The organism is Nonomuraea sp. NPDC059023 (assembly GCF_042740095.1).
Taxonomy (GTDB): domain Bacteria; phylum Actinomycetota; class Actinomycetes; order Streptosporangiales; family Streptosporangiaceae; genus Nonomuraea.
In genome coordinates, this window is the sequence record NZ_JBHYIO010000047.1 from 1 (window position 1) to 16,922 (window position 16,922).

A 16,922-nucleotide genomic window follows, 5' to 3' on the forward strand; every position below is an offset into this window, starting at 1 on the left:
GGTCACCGCCGAGCACCTGGACGCCATGGAGCAGGCCGGAACCACGGCGGACCTGGTCACCGCGTTCGCCAAGCCCATTCCTGCCGTCATGATCTGCGAGCTGCTGGGCGTGCCGTACGCGGACCGGGGCTCTTTCCAGGAGAACATCGACAAGTTCATGAGCGGGGAGACCAGCGACGAGGAACTGATCGCGGCCTACACCGCGGTGCAGACGTATCTGGCCGAACTGGTGGCCGCCAAGCGCGCCGAGCCCACCGACGACATCCTCAGTGAGCTCACCGACAGCGACCTCACCGACGAGGAGCTGAAGGGGATGAGCCTGATCCTGCTGGCGGCCGGGCTCGACACCACCACGAACATGCTCGCGCTGGGCACGTTCGCCCTGCTGCGGAACCCGGCCCAGCTGGCCGCGCTGCGCGCCGGCCCCGAGCTCATCGACAGCGCCGTCGAGGAACTGCTGCGGTACCTCAGCGTCGCCAAGGGCTCCGTGCGGGTCGCGCTGGAGGACGTCGAGCTGGGCGGCCAGAGCATCAAGGCCGGGACGACGGTCCTCCTGTCCTACAACACCGCCAACCGGGATCCCGAGCGCTTCAGCGACCCCCACCTGCTCGACCTGCGCCGGCAGGACGGCGGGCACCTGGCCTTCAGCCACGGCGTCCACCAGTGCCTCGGCCAGCAGCTGGCCCGTGTCGAGATGCGGGTCGCGTTGACCGCGCTGGTCAAGCGCTTTCCCTCGCTACGGCTGGCCGTACCGGCTGACGAGGTCGCGCTGCGTCCGGAGAGCGCGGACATCTACGGCGTCAAGAGCCTCCCGGTCACCTGGGGCGCCTGAATGACAGGCGACTTCATGACCTCGCCTGAGGACGGCCCTTCGCGCCGTTCGGTACTCGGCGCGCTGGGCGCCGTCCCGCTGGCGGCCGGTGGCCTCGTGGCCAAGGCGAGCACCGGCCCGATCCCCAGGACAGGGCTGCGCAGAGTGCGTGACGTGCTGGCCCGGCATGTCGAGTCCGGGCGGATTCCAGGGCTGGTCGCCCTGGTCAGCCACGGTGGGGAGACGCACGTCGAGGCGATGGGAACCATGCGCGCCGAAGGCGGTGCGCCGATGCGCCGGGACACGATCTTCCGGATGGCCTCCACGACCAAGCCGGTGGCGATGGCGCCGATGATGGTCCTGCTCGACGAGTGCAAGGTGCGGCTGGATGACCCGGTGGATCAATGGCTGCCCGAACTCGCCGACCGGCAGGTGCTGAAGCGGCCCGACGGCCCGTTGAACGACACCGTCCCGGCACAGCGGCCGATCACCGTGCGGGACCTGATGACCGCCACGTTCGGTCTCGGCATCGATCCGACGGTGCTGAGCTTTCCGATCACGGCCGCGATCTTCGAGAGAGGGCTCTACCCGCCCGCGGGGTTGCCGATCCTTGGGCCGGATGAATGGATGCGCCGCCTGGGCACGCTTCCGCTGATCTATCAGCCAGGAGAGCACTGGCAGTACAACATCAGCCACGATGTCCTCGGGGTGCTGGTCGCGAGAGTCGCGGGCAAGTCGTTCGAGACGTTTCTGCGCGAGCGCGTCCTCGATCCGCTGGGCATGAAGGACACCGGTTTCCACGTGCCCGCCGGCAAGATCGACCGGCTGCCGCCCCTCTACGCGCCCGACCCGAAGACGGGAAAGCTCAACGTCTGGGACGAGCCGGTGGGCGGAAGCGTGAGCAAGCCTCCGGTCTTCCAGTCCGGCGGCGGTGGGCTGGTCTCCACCGTCGACGACTACCACGCCTACTTCCGGATGCTGCTCAACGGCGGGAAGCACGGCGGCCGGCGCATCCTGTCCCGGTCCGCCGTCGAGATGATGACCACCAACCGCCTGACGCCCGAGGAGACGGCGATCCGCACCGCCATGGGCAAGAAGTTCGTCCACGTGTCCTTCGGCCAGGGGCAGCACGGCGGCTGGGGCTTCGGGATGGCGGTGCGCACCTACCGCGCCGACTACGCCTCCGTCGGTCAGTTCGGCTGGGACGGCGGAGCCGGGACCTCGACCTACGGCGACCCGGACAAGCAGCTCGTCGGCATCCTGCTCACCCAGGTCGGCACGACCAACCCGGACTCGACACGGGCCATCCTCGACTTCTGGAGCACGCTCTACCAGGTGATCGAGGACTGACCATCAACCCCAAGGGAAAGGCGCATGTTCAGCACGCGACGGCGAGGGTTCCTCGCCAATGTCACCCTCGCGACCACGCTCGTGATCGCCACCGCTCCCGCCGCCTCCGCGACGGCGAAGCCGGAGATCAAGGTCTCCGGCGGGGCCACACAGCCGGTCTTTTCCTATGAGGACGCCATCCGTGAGCACGTCCGGGTGCGGTCCTCGGTGGACAGCGACGGCGATGGCAAGAAGGACCTGGTCCGGGTGGACATCATCCGGCCGAAGGAGTCCGATTCCGGGCTCAAGGTCCCGGTGATCATGCAGGAGAGCCCGTACTACGACAACCCCGGCGTCGGCTTCGAGATCGAGAAGAAGAAGTACGACGCTGAGGGGAACGTGACGAAGTTCCCCATGTATTACGACAACTACTTCGTGCCCCGTGGGTACGCGTTCGTATCCGTCGACATGATCGGCACCAGGCTGTCCGACGGCTGCCCGACGTCTTATGGCGCCTCCGACGTGCTGGGCGGCAAGGCGGTCGTCGACTGGCTGAACGGCCGGGCGGTGGCCTACGACGACAAGGGCGATCCGGTCAAGGCCACCTGGACCACCGGGCGTACCGGGATGATCGGCCACTCGTACGAGGGAGCGCTCGGCGTCGGCGTAGCCGGTACCGGCGTGGAAGGGCTGGAGACGATCGTGCCCCTCTCCGCCTACACTAGCGGATACGAGAACGGCCACGCCAACGGTGTCCTCACCTGGTTCAAGGGCGGCGCGAGGTGGCAGTCCGAGCATGTCGACAAGGACCCGGCGGAGAAGTGTGAGGCGGTGCGCCGGCAGATGGACGCCGAATCCGGCGATGAGACCGGCAACTACACCGCCTACTGGAACGAACGCAACTACCGGACCGGGCCGATCGCGAAGGCGCGCGACGTCCGCGCCAGCGTCTTCGCGGTGATGGGCATGCAGGACCGCAACGTGGTGGGCAGCCAGTTCGCCGAGTGGTGGAGCGCGCTGCCCCGCGACGTGCGGCGCAAGGCGTGGGTGACCCAGTACGGGCACATCGACCCGTTCTGGGCCCGTCGCGAGGCGTGGCTCACCGCCCTCAACAAGTGGTTCGACCACGAACTGATGGGCGTCTCCAACGACATCATGCGCCGGCCGCGCGTCGACGTGCAGCTCGGCCCGGACCGGTGGATCAGCCAGGCCGACTGGCCGGCGCCGGCGCGGTCGACGACTCTGCGGCCGCGGCAGGACGGGTCTCTGGGCCGCGAGTCCTCGACCGGAACCGGCGGCTACGTCGACATCGCCAAGACCGAGATCGCGATGGCCGCCGACCCCGCCACCGCCAACCCGAACCGGCTGGCCTACCTGACCCCGCCGCTGAAGAAGGCGATGAGAGCGTCCGGAACGCCGTCCGTGAGCCTGCGCCTCAAGCTGGACAAGCCGACCGCCAACCTGGGCGTCCTGCTGGTCGACTACGGCCAGGACACCCGGATCAACTACCGCGAACGCGGCGCGACGTCCGGGGAAGGACTCAAGATCATCGGGGGCGAGGACTGTGTCGGCCAGAGCACGGCCGATGACGACGGCTGCTACTTCAAGGCCGGCGACAACACGGCGGCCTCCGGCTTCCACGTGGTCACCCGCGGCATCCTGGACGCGCAGAACCACAAGTCGCTCAGCCGCCAGACGCCGCTGACGCCGGGCCGGCCGTACCAGATCACCTGGAAGATGTTGCCGCTGGACTACGAGTTCAAGGCGGGACACCGGCTCGGCCTGGTGCTGACCGGGGCCAACGACGACTTCAACCTCGACATGTCCGGCAACGGCTCCGGGACCGACGTCGAACCCGGCACCGGGGCCCGGGTCACCGTCGACCTGGCCGGCACGTCGGTGTCGCTGCCGCTGGTGACCGCGCCATAGGGGGCACGTTTCCCGCCGCCCGCGAGCAAGAACCAATCCGGCGCCGCGCGCATCTGATCAGGCATGAGTGAGATCGATGTTGAGCGAGTGCCCGCCGATCGAAACCTCGACTGGGACGGCTGCTTCAACGCCCGTGACCTCGGCGGCATCCCGGTACTCGGAGGCGAACAGATCCGATGGCGGGCCGTCATCCGCTCGGACAATCCCGAGCGGCTCACCCCTGCCGGCTGGTCGGCGCTCATCGCGTACGGCGTGCGAACCGTCGTCGACCTGCGCAACCCCAACGAGCGCCAAGGCGACCAGTGGGCGCGCCCCACAGGCCTGAGCACGGTGCACGTGCCGCTGGACGACGCGGACGACACCCAGTTCTGGACCTATCTGTGGGACAACAAGCTGGACGGTTCGCCGCTCTACTACCGGATCTTCCTCGAACGCAAGGCACGGCAGTGCGCCGCTGCCATCGCCGCCGTCGCGCGGGCTCGACCTGGTGGCGTCCTCATCCACTGCGGCCTCGGCCGCGACCGCACCGGGCTCATCGCCATGCTGCTCCTTGCCCTGGCCGGAGTCAGTCCCCACCACATCGCCGCCGACTACGAACTGAGCATCCCGCGCCTGCCCCGGCTGTTCACCGCCCTGGGGATCGACGACCAGACAGCCGACATCCAGGACATCCTGGCTCGCAAGAACACCACGGCCCGAGCGGCCATCCATGACGCCCTGGACGGACTCGACGTGGCGGACCACCTGCGGACGGCGGGACTGTCCGGGCAGGACATCCAAGCCGTCCGCGAGCGCCTCCTCCCTGCGTGACCTCCCGAGGGGTTGGCTACCAGGCGATGGGGCCGAGTCGATCGATGAAGAGCCCGGTCGGTCCGTCGGCGCCGATCGTCGCGAGTTCGACGATCGGGTCGGTGCCCTCGGTGACGGTCAGCTGGCCGGTGTGATGGTTCATGTCGGTGGCGGTGAACTTGTGGTTGGCGACCTCGCCGGGAGTGATCATGTTGAATTTGACGTCCGGGAGCGCGTGGGCGTACCGGACGGTGATCATGTTGAGCGCCGCTTTCGACGAGGTGTACGCGAGCTCGTGCATCTTCGAGGCGGGCTGGTCCGGATCGGTCACGACCGCGAAGCTCCCGGCGGCGCTGGACACCATCACCACCCGCGGATTGTCCGCCGCCCGCAGCAGGGGAAGGAACGCGTGCGTGACCCTGACCGGCCCGTACACGTTGGTGTCGTAGACGGAGTGGATCTCCTCAGCCGTCGCGTCCGCGGGAGCGACGGCCCGCCCTGGCGCGCCGGCGTTGTTGATCAGCACGTCCAGCCGGTCGGTGTGCTCGCGTACGAGCCGCTCGGCGTCGCGCACCGACTCGTCCGAGGTCACGTCCAGCGGGACCATGACCACGTTCGCGCCGCCGTCGGTCAGCCTGCCGGCGGCCGCCCGTCCTCGCCCCGGGTCGCGGGAACCGAGGAAGATCGTCCATCCGAGTTCCCCGAGCCGCCGGGCCGTTTCCAGGCCGAGTCCCTTGTTGCCTCCGGTGATCAGCACCGAGGTCTGTTCCGAGTTCGTCATGCCCCCTGAGACGAGATGCCCCGATCGGCTGTGACACGACCGGGGCGGCAAGGCCATCACCGGGGTCGCCTCCGCCCGTCCGGGCGACCTGATCGCGGTGTGGCGGGCGGGCATGCCGGGGCGCCGGTCACCGCGGGCAGGCGCCACGCCGGTTGAGGCCCCGGGTCACGCCTCCAGGGGTGCCGGCTTCAGCAGTTCCTCGCCGCGCCGCAGGGAACGCAGCCAGTTGGCGCGGGCCGCTTCGGCCGCGGCCTGGGCGTCGCCGGCGCGCAGCGCGGCGAGCAGGACGCGGTGCTCCTCGTAGGCCTCCTCGTGAACGGGGACGTAGCCCCAGATGTGCCGCTCTATGCGACGCAGTTGTTCGTCGAGTGATTCGAGCAGCTCGATCAGTACCGGGTTGCCGGCTCTTCGGTAGTAGACCCGGTGGAACTCCTCGTCGAGGGCACTGAGCCGGTCGGGCGCCGTGGTGCGGGCCATCGAGTCGAGCAGGCCCTGCATGAGGTTCAGATCGGCTTCCGTCATCAACGGCGTGGCCAGTTCGGCGGCCAGCGCGTCGAGTGGCGCGCCGGCCTGGAACAGGTGCGGCGCCCGGTCGAGGGGCAGCCCGGCGACCCGGGTCATCCGGCTGGCGCTGGCCTCGATGAGTCCTTCCTGGCCGAGCCTGATGAGCGCTTCGCGCACGGGCGTGCGGCTCACGCCGAGGAACTGCGCGATCTCGACGTCGCGCACGACCTCGTGGGGCTGCAGGACTGCGTTGAGTATCCAACTGCGCAGCTCCTCGTAGGCGAACTGCTGAGCGCTCGTGTAGCGCCTTGCTGACTTCACTAGCGGGAGGGGCACCGCTCAAATATATCGGCTATCGCCTCCGGCCGCGATCCCCCGGGGAAATGCGCCCAGTGAGTGGCTGGTAACAGGGGTCTTGTCGGAATTCGGCTGACCGATATACTGGCCGCCATTCCGCGACGAACCCCGGTGATCCCCCAGGTCGGCACGGCCACCGCCGGGGCGCGGCCTGGTCCACGCCCGCGAACCCGTGTGCGGCCAGAGCCTCGTGTGGGCACGGAGAAAGAAGGCAAGACGGTGAAACCTCAGACTCGGATCGCCGCGTTGTCCCTGGTCGGCCTGCTGGCCGCGGGGTGCTCCAGTGGTCAGGGCACGTCTTCCCCCGCGGCGGGGAAGGGGGGCGGCGTGCTGCGGATCGGCACCACGTTCACCTGTAACTCGATCAACCCGTTCGCGTCCACCGGTACGACCTGCGCGATGATCTTCCGGTACAACTACCCGTTCCTTGTCCAGTACATCAGTTCCGGCGCCGTCGAAGGCGATCTGGCGACGAAGTGGACCACCTCACCCGACGGCCTCACCTGGACGTTCGACCTGCGTCCGGGCGCCAAGTGGTCGGACGGCAAGCCCCTCACCGCCGCCGACGTGGCCTTCACCATCAACACGATCGTGAAATACCGCAAGGGTCCGACCGCCTCGGAAGCCGCGTCGGTGAAGAACGTCAAGAGCGCTTCCGCCACCAGCCCGACCCAGGTGACCGTCACCTACGACAAGCCGACCGCCAACGTGCTCGGCCGCCTGGTGAAGATCCCCGTGCTCCCCGCCCACGTCTGGCAGCAGTACGCCACCGGCGACGGGATGCGGCTCAAGCAGACCCCGAACGCCGCGCCCCTGGTCGCCGGTGGACCGTTCCGGCTGGCCAAGTACACCAAGGACCAGATCGCGCTCATGGAGCCCAACCCCCACTGGTACGGCGACAAGCCCAAGCCGGCCGGCTTCGGCCTGCAGTTCTTCAGCAGCCCCGACGCCATGGTGAACGCGCTCAAGACCAACAGGATCGACTACGCCGCGCCGTTGCCCATCACCGCGGCCAAGCCCGTCGAGCAGGCGGGGTTCACCGTGACCAGGCAGCCCGGCTTCCGCATGCACAACCTGATCATCAACCAGTCGCCCCACCAGAAGGCCCACCCCGAGCTGCGCGAGCCGAAGGTGCGTGCGGCGTTCGAGGCCGCGGTCGACAGGAAGCGCATCATCGAGGTCGCCTATCTCGGCTTCGGCACGCCCGGCAGCTCCATCATCCCCCCGGTGAGCGGCGACTGGTACGACCCGTCGGTCAAGCCCGACGCCTTCGACCTCACCCGCGCCGCCGCCCTGCTCGACGAGGCCGGATACAAGCCGGGCCCGGACGGCATCCGCGTCGCCGGCGGCGCGACCATGTCGTACGAGGTGATCATCCCCGACGTCGAGGGCGGAGAGGGAGAACGCGCCCTGCAGATCGTCACCGAGGACTTCAAGAAGATCGGCGTCCAGCTCAAGCCGCGGCCCGCCGACAACGCCACCGCCTTCGACCAGATGACCGGCACGGACAAGAAGTACGACCAGTACACCGTCGCGCAGTGGGGCTGGATCGCCCAGCGCGACCCCGACTTCCTGCTCAACGCCATGACCTGCGACCAGTGGGGCAGCTGGAACGACAGCGCCTACTGCGACAAGAAGTACGACGAGATGTACGAGCGGCAGGCGGGCACGGTCGAGGACGGCGCGCGCAAGAAGCTCGTCTGGGAGATGCAGAAGACGGTCAAGGACGCCCGGCCGTACGTCGTCACGCACTACGACGACGTCGTCGAGGCCCACACCAAGAGCTGGAGCGGGTTCGCCACCTCCGCGCTCGGCATCCTCGACTCGCAGTCCCGCTTCGGCCTGCTGTCCGCCGGCTCCGGATCCTGAGGATCGCCCGTGTCGCGTACCAGCCATCTGATCAGGCGCCTGCTGGCGGCCCTGATAACCGTCTACGCGGTGGTGACGCTGAACTTCCTGCTGTTCCGCGTGCTGCCGGGGGACGCCGTGGCGAACATGTCACGGGTCCCCGGCGGCTCGCCGGAGCTGACCGCGGCGCTGCGCCGGCAGTTCGGTCTCGACCTGCCGCTCTGGGACCAGTACTGGATCTATCTCGGCCGCCTGGCGAGCGGCGACCTCGGCGTCTCCTTCGCCACGCAGGAACCGGTCGGCGCCCGCCTGGCCGAGGCGTTCGCCAACACGCTGCCCCTGGTCACCGTCGGGCTGCTGCTGGCCCTGGTGCTCGGCCTGGTCAGCGGCGCCCTGGCGGCCTGGTACCGGGGCGGATGGGTGGACAGGCTCAGCACCAACACCGCGATCGCCTTCTACTCGGTCCCGACGCACTTCCTCGGACTGCTGCTGATCATGATGTTCGGCGGCTACCTGCCCGCGCAGGGGATGCGCGACGAGTTCCTGGTCGACCCGACAGGGGCCGAACTCGTGGCCGACCTGGTCAAGCACATGACGCTGCCGGCCATGACCATCGCGCTCATCGTCTTCGGCCAGTACACGCTCGTGGTGCGCTCCTCGATGATGGAGACGCTCGGCGACGACCACGTGCTGACCGCGCGGGCGCTCGGCGCCGGACCCGTCCGCATGCTGGCCAGGCACGTGCTGCCCAACGCCATGCTCCCCATCACCACCCTCGTCGCGCTCTCGCTGGGCGGCCTCATCGGCGGCTCGATCCTGGTGGAGAGCGTGTTCTCCTGGCCGGGCGTCGGCCGCGCCATGTACGAAGCGGTGGTCCAGCGCGACTACCCGATGCTGCAGGGAGTCTTCCTCGTGCTCACCGTCTCCGTGGTCACCCTCAACCTGCTGGCCGACCTGCTCTACGTCCGGCTCGACCCGCGGGTGGCCCGATGAGACGCCTGCGCGCCAACCCCAGGGCCGCCGCGGGCGTGGCCGTCCTGCTGCTGCTCACCGCCGTCGCCCTGCTGGCGGGATGGCTCGCACCGTACGGCCCGGCCGAGCAGGTGGGCCCCGTCTTCGGCCCGCCGGAGCCCGCCCACCCGCTGGGCCTGGACGACGGCGGGCACGACGTCCTCAGCCTTCTGCTGTACGGCACCCGCCCCACGCTTTTCGTCGGCGCGGCGGCGGCCCTGGTCGCGATCCTGGTCGGCGGCGTCATCGGCGTGGTGGCCGGGTACTTCGGCGGCTGGATCGACGGGCTGCTCATGAGAATCACCGACTACGCCATCGTGATCCCCGCCCTGCCGCTGGGCATCGTCATCGCGGCGGTGTGGGGCAGCAGCATCGGCCATCTCGTGGTGGTGATCGCGCTGCTGCTCTGGACGACCACCGCCCGCGTCATCAGGGCGGAGACCGCCTCCCTCAGAAACCGTCCCGCCATCCAGCGTGTCCTCGGGCTCGGCGCGAGCCACCTCCGCGTCATCGTCCGCTTCCTGGTGCCGCAGCTCGCGCCGCTGCTCAGCGCGATGGCCGCACTCACCATCGCGCTGGCCGTCTTCACCGAGACCGCGCTCACCTTCCTCGGCCTCGGCGACCCCGACACCGTCACCTGGGGGACCATGATCCGCTTCGCGTTCCAGCGGACGGCGATGACACAGGGCGCCTGGTGGGCCTTCGCGCCGCCCGGCATCGCCATCTCGCTCGTCGTCATGTGCTGCTACTGGGTGTCCCAGTCGATCGAGGACACCCTCAACCCCCGGCTCAAGGTCGCGCACGCGTCCCGGACGTACTTCCAGGTGGTGAACAGATGAGCCTGCTCAGCATCCGCGACCTGGAGGTCGCCTTCTCCACCGGCGGCGCGCAGGTGCGCGCGGTGCGCGCGGTCAGCCTCGACCTCGCCCCGGGCGAGCGGGTCGCCCTCGTCGGCGAGTCGGGCTGCGGCAAGACCACGACCATGCTGGCCATGATGGGCCTGCTGCCCGCGAGCGCCACCGTCTCCGGGCAGGTGCTGCTCGACGGCACGGACATCCTGGCCGGCGGCGAGAGCACGATGCGGCCGCACCGCTGGACCGACATCGCGATGGTCTTCCAGGGAGCCATGAACGCGCTCAACCCGGTCCGCAGGGTGGGCGCCCAGATCGTCGAGGCGGTCCGCATCCACGGCGGCTCCCGGCAGGAGGGCAGGCTGCGCGCCCGCGAGGTGCTCGACCTGGTCGGCCTGCCGCGGGACGCCGTGTCCCGCTACCCGCACGAGCTGTCGGGCGGGCAGCGGCAGCGGGCGGTCATCGCGCTCGCGCTGTCGTGCCGGCCCAGAATCCTGCTGGCCGACGAGCCGACCACCGCGCTCGACGTGATCGTGCAGGACCAGATCGTCACCCTGCTGAAGGAGCTGAGCGACTCGCTCGGGCTGGCCGTCGTGCTCGTCACCCACGACCTGGCGCTGGTCCCTCGCCTGTGCGACCGGGCCGCCGTGATGTACGCGGGCTCGGTCGTGGAGAACGCGCCGTGCGCCGACCTCGTACGCGGCCCGCGCCATCCGTACACGCGGCGCCTGGTCGAGGCGACCCCCGACCTGGCCGGCGAGCGCCCGCTGACCTCCATCCCCGGCGCGCCGCCCAGGCTCGACGGGCCGCTGCCCGGCTGCGCCTTCCAGCCCCGCTGCGGGGAGGCGCTGGAGCGGTGCGCGAGCGCCGCGCCGCCGCTGCTCCCGCTGGCCGGCGGCAGATCCTGCGCCTGTCACCTGACGGAGGTGCCCGCGTGAGTCTCGTCGCCGACGACGTCGTCGTCACCTACGGCCGCAGGGGGCGGGCCCGCGCTCTCGACGGGGTCGCTCTCACCCTCGGCAAGGGGTCCATCGTCGCGCTGGTCGGCGAGTCGGGCTCGGGCAAGAGCACGCTGGCCCGCTGCCTCGTCCGCATGCAGGAGCCGGCCGCCGGCCGGGTCAGCCTGGACGGCACCGACCTGCTCACCCTGCGGGGCAGGCGGCTCAAGGACTTCCGCCGCCGCGTCCAGATGATCTACCAGGACCCCTACGAGTCGCTGATTCCACGCCAGCGGGTCAGCGACATCGTCGCCGAGGGCCTGGCCATCCACGGCGTTCCGAAGGGCGAACGGGACGAGCGGGTTCGCGAGGCGCTGATGGCCGTCGGGCTCACCCCGGTCGAGTCCTTCCTCGACCGCAGGCCGTTCGAGCTGTCGGGCGGGCAGCGGCAGCGGGTCGCCATCGCCGGGAGCCTCGTTCTCGAACCCGCGTACCTGATCGCCGACGAGCCGGTCTCGATGCTGGACGTCTCGGTCAGAGCGGGCGTGCTCAGCCTGTTCGGAGACCTGCGCCGCACCCGGGAACTGGGCATTCTGCTCATCACCCACGACCTGGCCACCGCCGTCCACGTCGCCGACCGGATCGTGGTCATGCACCGGGGAAAGATCGTGGAGGAGGGCCCGGCCAGGCAGGTGACGGCGGACCCCGCCCACGACTACACCCGTGCGCTCCTCGCGGCCACGCCGGACCTCGGCCGCCCGTGAAGCCACGTCAAGAACGGAGATCCATGCGCATCGCCATGGCCCAGATGTCCTCGGGGGACGACCGGGCCGACAACCTCCGCCGGATGGCGGCCACGCTCGACCGGGCGGCCGGCGAGGGGGCGGAGCTCGTCCTGTTCCCCGAGGCGTGCTCCTACCGGGGCACGCTCGCGGCCGAGCACGTCGAGGACAGGACGGGGCCCACACTGTCGCTGATGTCGGAGAAGGCGGCAGGTCACGGGATCGCCGTCCTGGCCGGGGGGCTCTGGCTCGCCTCCGGTGATCCTGGCCGGCCGTACAACGCCAGCGTTTTCGTCGGTCCCGGCGGGGAGCTCGCCGCGGAGTACCGCAAGGTGCACCTGTTCCGGCTGCGGGCCGCCGAGGTGAACGAGGACGAGGGCGCCTACACCACCCCGGGCGAGCACCTGGTCAACGTCTCCTACCGGGGGTTCGGCTTCGGTCTGTCGATCTGTTACGACCTGCGCTTCCCCGAGCTGTACCGGGCGCTGGCCCGCTCGGGCGCGGACGTGCTGTGCGTGCCGTCGAACTTCTCCGCCGTCACCGGCGCCGTCCACTGGGAGCCGCTGCTGCGGGCTCGGGCGATCGAGAACCTCTGCTACGTCCTGGCCCCGGCCCAGCAGGGCGTCAGCCCCGACGGGTTCGTCACCCACGGCCACAGCCTGGCCGTCGACCCCTGGGGCCGCGTGCTCGCGTGCGCTCGGGACGGCGCCGGGCTGATCATGGCCGAGCTCGACCGCAGCGCGCTCGACCAGGCTCGCGGCGCGCTCAACGCGCCGAACGAGACCGTTCCTTCCGTGTACGGCGGGCCGGTCGCGCAGGAGCAGGTCCATGGGTGAGACGCTGAAGGCGGTGCGGGTGCCGGTAGGTCCACGCCGGTTCTTCTATGACCGCGGCGAGCCCGCCGTGGCAGAGGTCGCCAGCGGGACCAGCCTCGTCTTCGAGACTCTCGACTGCTTCTCCAACCTGCTGACCTCGCCCGAGCAGCGCTTCCGCTCCGAGGCCGAGCTGATCGAGCTGGTCGGCGCGTTCAACCCGGTCGCCGGCCCCGTGGCCGTCCGCGGCGCCGTACCCGGAGACGCGCTGGCGATCACCGTCGAGCGCGTCAGCCTCGGCGCGCGGGCCGTGACGGTGCTCCACGCCGACCCCGAACTCGGCCTGCCGGACGGTGACACCCGCGTCTGCCCCGTCGAGGGCGGCACGGTGTGGTTCCCGACCTCGCGGGGGCGCCTGGCGCTCCCGGCCAGGCCCATGATCGGCACCCTCGGTGTGGCCCCAGCGGGTGCCGCGTTCCCCTCGCTGCTGTCGCACGCCCGCTGCGGCGGCAACATGGACTGCCAGGCGCTACGACCGGGCAGCGTGCTCGTGCTGCCGGTCGAGGTGCCGGGCGGGCTGGTGTCGCTCGGGGACGTGCACGCGCTCATGGGCGACGCCGAGATCACCGGCACCGCGCTGGAGGCCCCGGCCGAGGTCACCGTGACGGTCGAGCTGCTGCCGGGGCTGGGCCGGGCGATGGCCGGGCCGTACCTCGACGAACCCCATCGGATCGGCGCCGTGGGCTGTGCCCACGGCGTGAGCGTCGACCACAACCTCCGCTCGGCGATGACCGAACTCCGGCGCAGGCTGGTCGAGGAGTGCGGCTACCTTCCCGGCGAGGCGTACGAGCTGCTCGGCGCGGTCGCCGAGGTCACCGTGAACCAGTGCGTGCACGGCGGCTGGTCGTCGGTCCACGCCGCCGTACCTCGCTACGTCACTTCCTGATACGAGGGATCATGCACCAATCGCGCAAACTCTCCGTGTGGGACATAGGCCGCACTCCGCTGTACGCGTGCCAGTACGACCAGCGCTTCTCCTACTGCCTGTACGTCCCCGACGACTACGCGCCGGAGGGGGACAAGGTGTACTCCCTCGTCGTGCTCGTCCACGGCACCGAACGGGACGTCCAGTCGTACCGGGACTCCTTCGTGGACTTCGGCAGGGCCAACGACTGCATCGTGCTGGCCCCGCTGTTTCCCGCGGGCATCCCCGACCCCGGCGAGCTCGACGGCTACAAGTACCTCGAACACCGGGGCATCCGCTTCGACGAGATCCTGCTCTCCATGGTCGAGGAGATCTCCGCCTGCTACCGGGTCGAGGGGGCCAGGTTCCTGCTGTTCGGCTACTCGGGCGGCGGGCAGTTCGCGCACCGGTTCGTCTACCTGTATCCGGAACGGGTCCGCGCGGCCTCGATCGGCGCGCCGGGCGCGGTGACCTTGCTCGACGAGGCCCTGCCCTGGCCCGCCGGCCTCGCCGGAGCCGAGGCGGTGCTGGGCAGGAACGTCGATCCGGCCGCGCTCGGCGGTACGGCCATGCACCTGGTGATCGGCGCCGACGACACGGGAACCCAGTCGAACAGCGTGCCCGCTGGCCATCCCGCCTGGATTCCCGGTGTCAACGACGAGGGCGTCCCGCGCACCACACGCCTGCGGGCACTGCGGCTCAGCCTGGAACGACACGGCATCCCGGTCCGCTACGACGTCGTGCCGGGTGTCGGCCACTACGGTCCCGGTGTGGTGAGCAGGGTGAAGGACTTCTTCACCCACGTGCTCACCGTCGACGCCGAACGAACCACCTCGGGCACGGGCTGACGTCAGCGCTGAACTACGGACTTGCCTGAGCGGCGGAGAGCATGGCCGGTATCGAGATCGGCCTCATGGAGACTCCTTTTTCCGCGATGGCCGTTCGACGCTGGTTCCCCTCAGCTCTGGCCGCCGACTTCTACCCGCACTGCAGTACACAGCCCGATCTGGTCGGCGCCTTGCAGGACGCGCAGGTCACCGTAGGCCCGATGACCGCCGACGAGATACGCCGGGTCATCGTTCAGCCCGCGGCCCGTGCCCGGTGCACCGTCGAAAGCGCTCTGGTCGCGCACTTGGTGGCGCAGGCTCACGGGCGGCCGGGTGTGCTTCCGCTGCTGTCTCACGCCTTGCTGGAAACGTGGCGCCGCCGTCAAGGCAACGCCCTCACGCTGGCCGGGTTTCACGCGACCGGCGGAATCGAACGCGCGCTCGCCAGAACGGCCGAGAGCGTGTTCACCACGTTCGACACCCGCCAGCAGCGCGTTGCCAAGCAACTGTTCCGGCGGCTGATCGCGCCTGGCGAGGCCACCGAGGCCACCAAACGCCGCATCGCCACCATCGAACTATCTGGCCGGTCGACGGCGGCGCCCCCGTCGCGTATCACCGCTTTGGAGCGTCGGTCGAAAGCGTCACCTACATCCCGGACGGTCGTCTCGCCACGGCGCATGACGACGGCACGGTCCGGGTGTGGTCCTGCGGAGCCTGCCGGCCGATCGAGCAGGTGCGGACGCTGGCGGAGAACCTTGGTGTGGACGACCTCACACCCGACGAACGGGCAGGCTTCCTGACCTTCATCGACGATGCCGACAAGAAGCAGAGATCGCGATGACTACCGGCCGCTTATCGAAGGTCGCTGACAGTAGCGGACAATGGTGCTATGACACGATTGAGCGCGAACATGCTGGCCCTCCTGGTTTGCCTGGTGCTGGTCGGTTGTGGTGCTCCCCTCGGGCGGGAAGCCGAGGAACCCGCCGGTGGCGTAAACCCCACCGGCGAGGAGGCCGAGGCGCCTGGTGCCCCTACCGGTGGGAGAGGGGATGCGGAGGCGTACGGGGCCCCGATCGAGATCCCCGCGAAAACGGAGGATTCTGGCCGCCCTCTCGATCACATGATGAAGGTGATCAAGGACGGCATACGGCGGCAGTGCCCTCGGCACGAGTTGTGCGTCAAGGTGAGGGTCGAGGCGCGCGACCGGGGTTCTCTCTCGACCTGCCAGTTCGACGAGACGGAGCCCAAGCAGGGAAGCAAGGTCAGACAGGGCTCCACCGTCGTGATCGTCACCGGTAAGGAGCCCTGCCCGACGCCGGTGACCCCTGACCCCGGCGACTCGTCCCCGTCGACCGGGAAGTCTCCCGCCCCACGTTCGCCCGACGTTCTGGAGCCGGAGGTCAGTCCGTGACGGAGGGCTCGCCAGGAGCCGGCCCCACCGCCGCCACGAAGCGGCCGCGGCCGGCCGCCGATGAGGCGGCGAGCTGGCTCGGGACCGACTCTCCGATCATCAGAGTCCTCGGGGCGGTCGTGGCTCCCGCCACCGCGCTCACCGCGATCTTCTTCTACTTCGGCTGGTCCCGCGCGTTCTGGTTCTACGACTACCTCGGGGTGGATTCGACCCTGCTGGGCCTGACCACCCAGGACTACGTGTTCCTCAGCGTGGACGGCCTGTTCGTGCCCCTGGTCACGGCCGCCTGCGCGGGGCTGGCCGTACTCGTCCTCCGGTGGGCGCGGAACCGGCTGGGCATCCGCGTCATCCCCGCACCCAGGGTGCTGGTCCCGGTGATGGTCGCGGCAGGGCTGATGCTGTTCCTCAACGGGGTCTCCCGCATCTTCGGTGAAACGATCTTCAACCGGCCGCTGGCGGTCGCACCGCTGAGCCTGGCCGCCGGAGTGCTGCTTCTGGTGTACGCGCCGCGCCTGACCCAGATCGCCCGCCCGCGTTGGGTCACCATCCTGGAACTGACGGTTGTGCTGGTCCTGGTCGGCATGAGCCTCTTCTGGGCCGCCAACGACTACTCCGCCGCGGTCGGCCGTTCCCGGGCCCGCGAGTTCGTCTCCCAGCTCTCGAAAGCCCCGGCCGTCGTGGTCTACAGCGCCCACGGCCTGAGCCTGCAGCACGTGCCCGGCATCCGGCGGACCCGCTGCGAGGACCCCGACACCGCCTACCGGTTCCGTTATGACGGACTGAAGCTCGTGCTGCGCTCCGGCGACCAGTATCTGCTGGTCCCCGCGGACTGGTCACGCGCGGAAGGCGTCGCCCTGCTGCTTCCCCAGAGCGACACGCTCCGCTTCGAGTTCAGCCCGGCATCCGTCCGCGCCACCACCCGGCCACCGTCCTGCTGATCATCGAGTGGATCCTGGATCGCGAGAGACGCCGAGGACG

17 protein-coding genes are annotated in these 16,922 nt (G+C 69.8%); 15 read left to right on the top strand and 2 right to left on the bottom strand.

What is annotated here, in order from left to right; genetic code table 11:
- The 4 genes from ACFWYW_RS49885 to ACFWYW_RS49900 all read left to right on the top strand — a co-directional run.
- The coding region (locus ACFWYW_RS49885; protein ID WP_379641322.1) for a cytochrome P450 at positions 1–832 on the top strand (832 nt) is incomplete at its 5' end.
- A gap of 15 nt (positions 833–847) precedes the next feature.
- Positions 848–2,161, top strand: coding sequence for a serine hydrolase domain-containing protein (locus tag ACFWYW_RS49890; RefSeq protein WP_379610912.1), 1,314 nt, complete (start codon positions 848–850; stop codon positions 2,159–2,161).
- A gap of 24 nt (positions 2,162–2,185) precedes the next feature.
- The gene (locus ACFWYW_RS49895; protein WP_379610913.1) at positions 2,186–4,069 is read left to right on the top strand and encodes a CocE/NonD family hydrolase; all 1,884 of its coding nucleotides are present in this window, start codon (positions 2,186–2,188) and stop codon (positions 4,067–4,069) included.
- Between the two features lie 63 nt (positions 4,070–4,132).
- Positions 4,133–4,879 carry a tyrosine-protein phosphatase gene (locus ACFWYW_RS49900; protein ID WP_379610914.1) on the top strand — a complete coding sequence of 249 codons (747 nt, stop codon included), beginning with the start codon at positions 4,133–4,135 and terminating at the stop codon, positions 4,877–4,879.
- Positions 4,880–4,895: 16 nt separating this feature from the next.
- Here the strand turns inward: ACFWYW_RS49900 and ACFWYW_RS49905 are convergent, their stop codons facing one another.
- Positions 4,896–5,639 carry an SDR family NAD(P)-dependent oxidoreductase gene (locus ACFWYW_RS49905; RefSeq protein ID WP_379610915.1) on the bottom strand — a complete coding sequence of 248 codons (744 nt, stop codon included), beginning with the start codon at positions 5,637–5,639 and terminating at the stop codon, positions 4,896–4,898.
- A 165-nt stretch (positions 5,640–5,804) separates the two neighbouring features.
- A complete protein-coding gene (locus ACFWYW_RS49910; protein WP_379610916.1) occupies positions 5,805–6,479 on the bottom strand; it encodes a GntR family transcriptional regulator in 675 nt (224 codons plus the stop codon).
- Between the two features lie 240 nt (positions 6,480–6,719).
- On the opposite strand from ACFWYW_RS49910, the gene ACFWYW_RS49915 reads away from it, so the two are divergent.
- From ACFWYW_RS49915 to ACFWYW_RS49965, 11 genes are all read left to right on the top strand, one after another.
- Positions 6,720–8,369 (top strand): ABC transporter substrate-binding protein, encoded by a 1,650-nt coding sequence (locus ACFWYW_RS49915; protein ID WP_379610917.1) that lies wholly within the window; start codon positions 6,720–6,722, stop codon positions 8,367–8,369.
- A gap of 9 nt (positions 8,370–8,378) precedes the next feature.
- On the top strand, positions 8,379–9,341 hold the full coding sequence (locus tag ACFWYW_RS49920) for an ABC transporter permease (protein ID WP_379610918.1): 963 nt from the start codon (positions 8,379–8,381) through the stop codon (positions 9,339–9,341).
- Positions 9,338–10,198, top strand: a complete 861-nt coding sequence (locus tag ACFWYW_RS49925) for an ABC transporter permease (RefSeq protein WP_379610919.1) — start codon at positions 9,338–9,340, stop codon at positions 10,196–10,198. The genes ACFWYW_RS49920 and ACFWYW_RS49925 overlap by 4 nt, the downstream gene beginning before the upstream one ends.
- The gene (locus ACFWYW_RS49930) at positions 10,195–11,148 is read left to right on the top strand and encodes an ABC transporter ATP-binding protein (RefSeq protein ID WP_379610920.1); all 954 of its coding nucleotides are present in this window, start codon (positions 10,195–10,197) and stop codon (positions 11,146–11,148) included. The genes ACFWYW_RS49925 and ACFWYW_RS49930 overlap by 4 nt, the downstream gene beginning before the upstream one ends.
- Complete coding sequence (locus ACFWYW_RS49935; RefSeq protein WP_379610922.1) at positions 11,145–11,912, top strand: ABC transporter ATP-binding protein; 768 nt, start codon at positions 11,145–11,147, stop codon at positions 11,910–11,912. The genes ACFWYW_RS49930 and ACFWYW_RS49935 overlap by 4 nt, the downstream gene beginning before the upstream one ends.
- Before the next feature lie 23 nt (positions 11,913–11,935).
- A complete protein-coding gene (locus ACFWYW_RS49940; protein WP_379610923.1) occupies positions 11,936–12,766 on the top strand; it encodes a carbon-nitrogen hydrolase family protein in 831 nt (276 codons plus the stop codon).
- The gene (locus ACFWYW_RS49945) at positions 12,759–13,688 is read left to right on the top strand and encodes an acetamidase/formamidase family protein (protein ID WP_379610924.1); all 930 of its coding nucleotides are present in this window, start codon (positions 12,759–12,761) and stop codon (positions 13,686–13,688) included. Before ACFWYW_RS49940 ends, ACFWYW_RS49945 begins: the two co-directional genes overlap by 8 nt.
- A gap of 11 nt (positions 13,689–13,699) precedes the next feature.
- Positions 13,700–14,554: a hypothetical protein gene (locus ACFWYW_RS49950; RefSeq protein ID WP_379610925.1), complete on the top strand. Its 855-nt coding sequence runs from the start codon at positions 13,700–13,702 to the stop codon at positions 14,552–14,554.
- A 41-nt stretch (positions 14,555–14,595) separates the two neighbouring features.
- Complete coding sequence (locus tag ACFWYW_RS49955) at positions 14,596–15,333, top strand: hypothetical protein (RefSeq protein WP_379610926.1); 738 nt, start codon at positions 14,596–14,598, stop codon at positions 15,331–15,333.
- 110 nt (positions 15,334–15,443) lie between these two features.
- Entirely contained in the window at positions 15,444–15,944 is a 501-nt protein-coding gene (locus ACFWYW_RS49960) for a hypothetical protein (protein WP_379610927.1), read from the top strand.
- Entirely contained in the window at positions 15,941–16,882 is a 942-nt protein-coding gene (locus tag ACFWYW_RS49965; protein WP_379610928.1) for a hypothetical protein, read from the top strand. Before ACFWYW_RS49960 ends, ACFWYW_RS49965 begins: the two co-directional genes overlap by 4 nt.
- Positions 16,883–16,922: the final 40 nt, after the last annotated feature.

Excerpts from the sequence above, each read along its gene's own strand:
- ACFWYW_RS49890 (WP_379610912.1), top strand. The coding sequence starts at position 848 with ATGACCTCGCCTGAGGACGGCCCTTCGCGCCGTTCGGTACTCGGCGCG.
- ACFWYW_RS49895 (WP_379610913.1), top strand. The coding sequence starts at position 2,186 with ATGTTCAGCACGCGACGGCGAGGGTTCCTCGCCAATGTCACCCTCGCG.
- ACFWYW_RS49900 (WP_379610914.1), top strand. The coding sequence starts at position 4,133 with ATGAGTGAGATCGATGTTGAGCGAGTGCCCGCCGATCGAAACCTCGAC.
- ACFWYW_RS49905 (WP_379610915.1), bottom strand. The coding sequence starts at position 5,639 with ATGACGAACTCGGAACAGACCTCGGTGCTGATCACCGGAGGCAACAAG.
- ACFWYW_RS49925 (WP_379610919.1), top strand. The coding sequence starts at position 9,338 with ATGAGACGCCTGCGCGCCAACCCCAGGGCCGCCGCGGGCGTGGCCGTC.
- ACFWYW_RS49930 (WP_379610920.1), top strand. The coding sequence starts at position 10,195 with ATGAGCCTGCTCAGCATCCGCGACCTGGAGGTCGCCTTCTCCACCGGC.
- ACFWYW_RS49940 (WP_379610923.1), top strand. The coding sequence starts at position 11,936 with ATGCGCATCGCCATGGCCCAGATGTCCTCGGGGGACGACCGGGCCGAC.
- ACFWYW_RS49945 (WP_379610924.1), top strand. The coding sequence starts at position 12,759 with ATGGGTGAGACGCTGAAGGCGGTGCGGGTGCCGGTAGGTCCACGCCGG.
- ACFWYW_RS49950 (WP_379610925.1), top strand. The coding sequence starts at position 13,700 with ATGCACCAATCGCGCAAACTCTCCGTGTGGGACATAGGCCGCACTCCG.
- ACFWYW_RS49955 (WP_379610926.1), top strand. The coding sequence starts at position 14,596 with ATGGCCGGTATCGAGATCGGCCTCATGGAGACTCCTTTTTCCGCGATG.
- ACFWYW_RS49960 (WP_379610927.1), top strand. The coding sequence starts at position 15,444 with ATGCTGGCCCTCCTGGTTTGCCTGGTGCTGGTCGGTTGTGGTGCTCCC.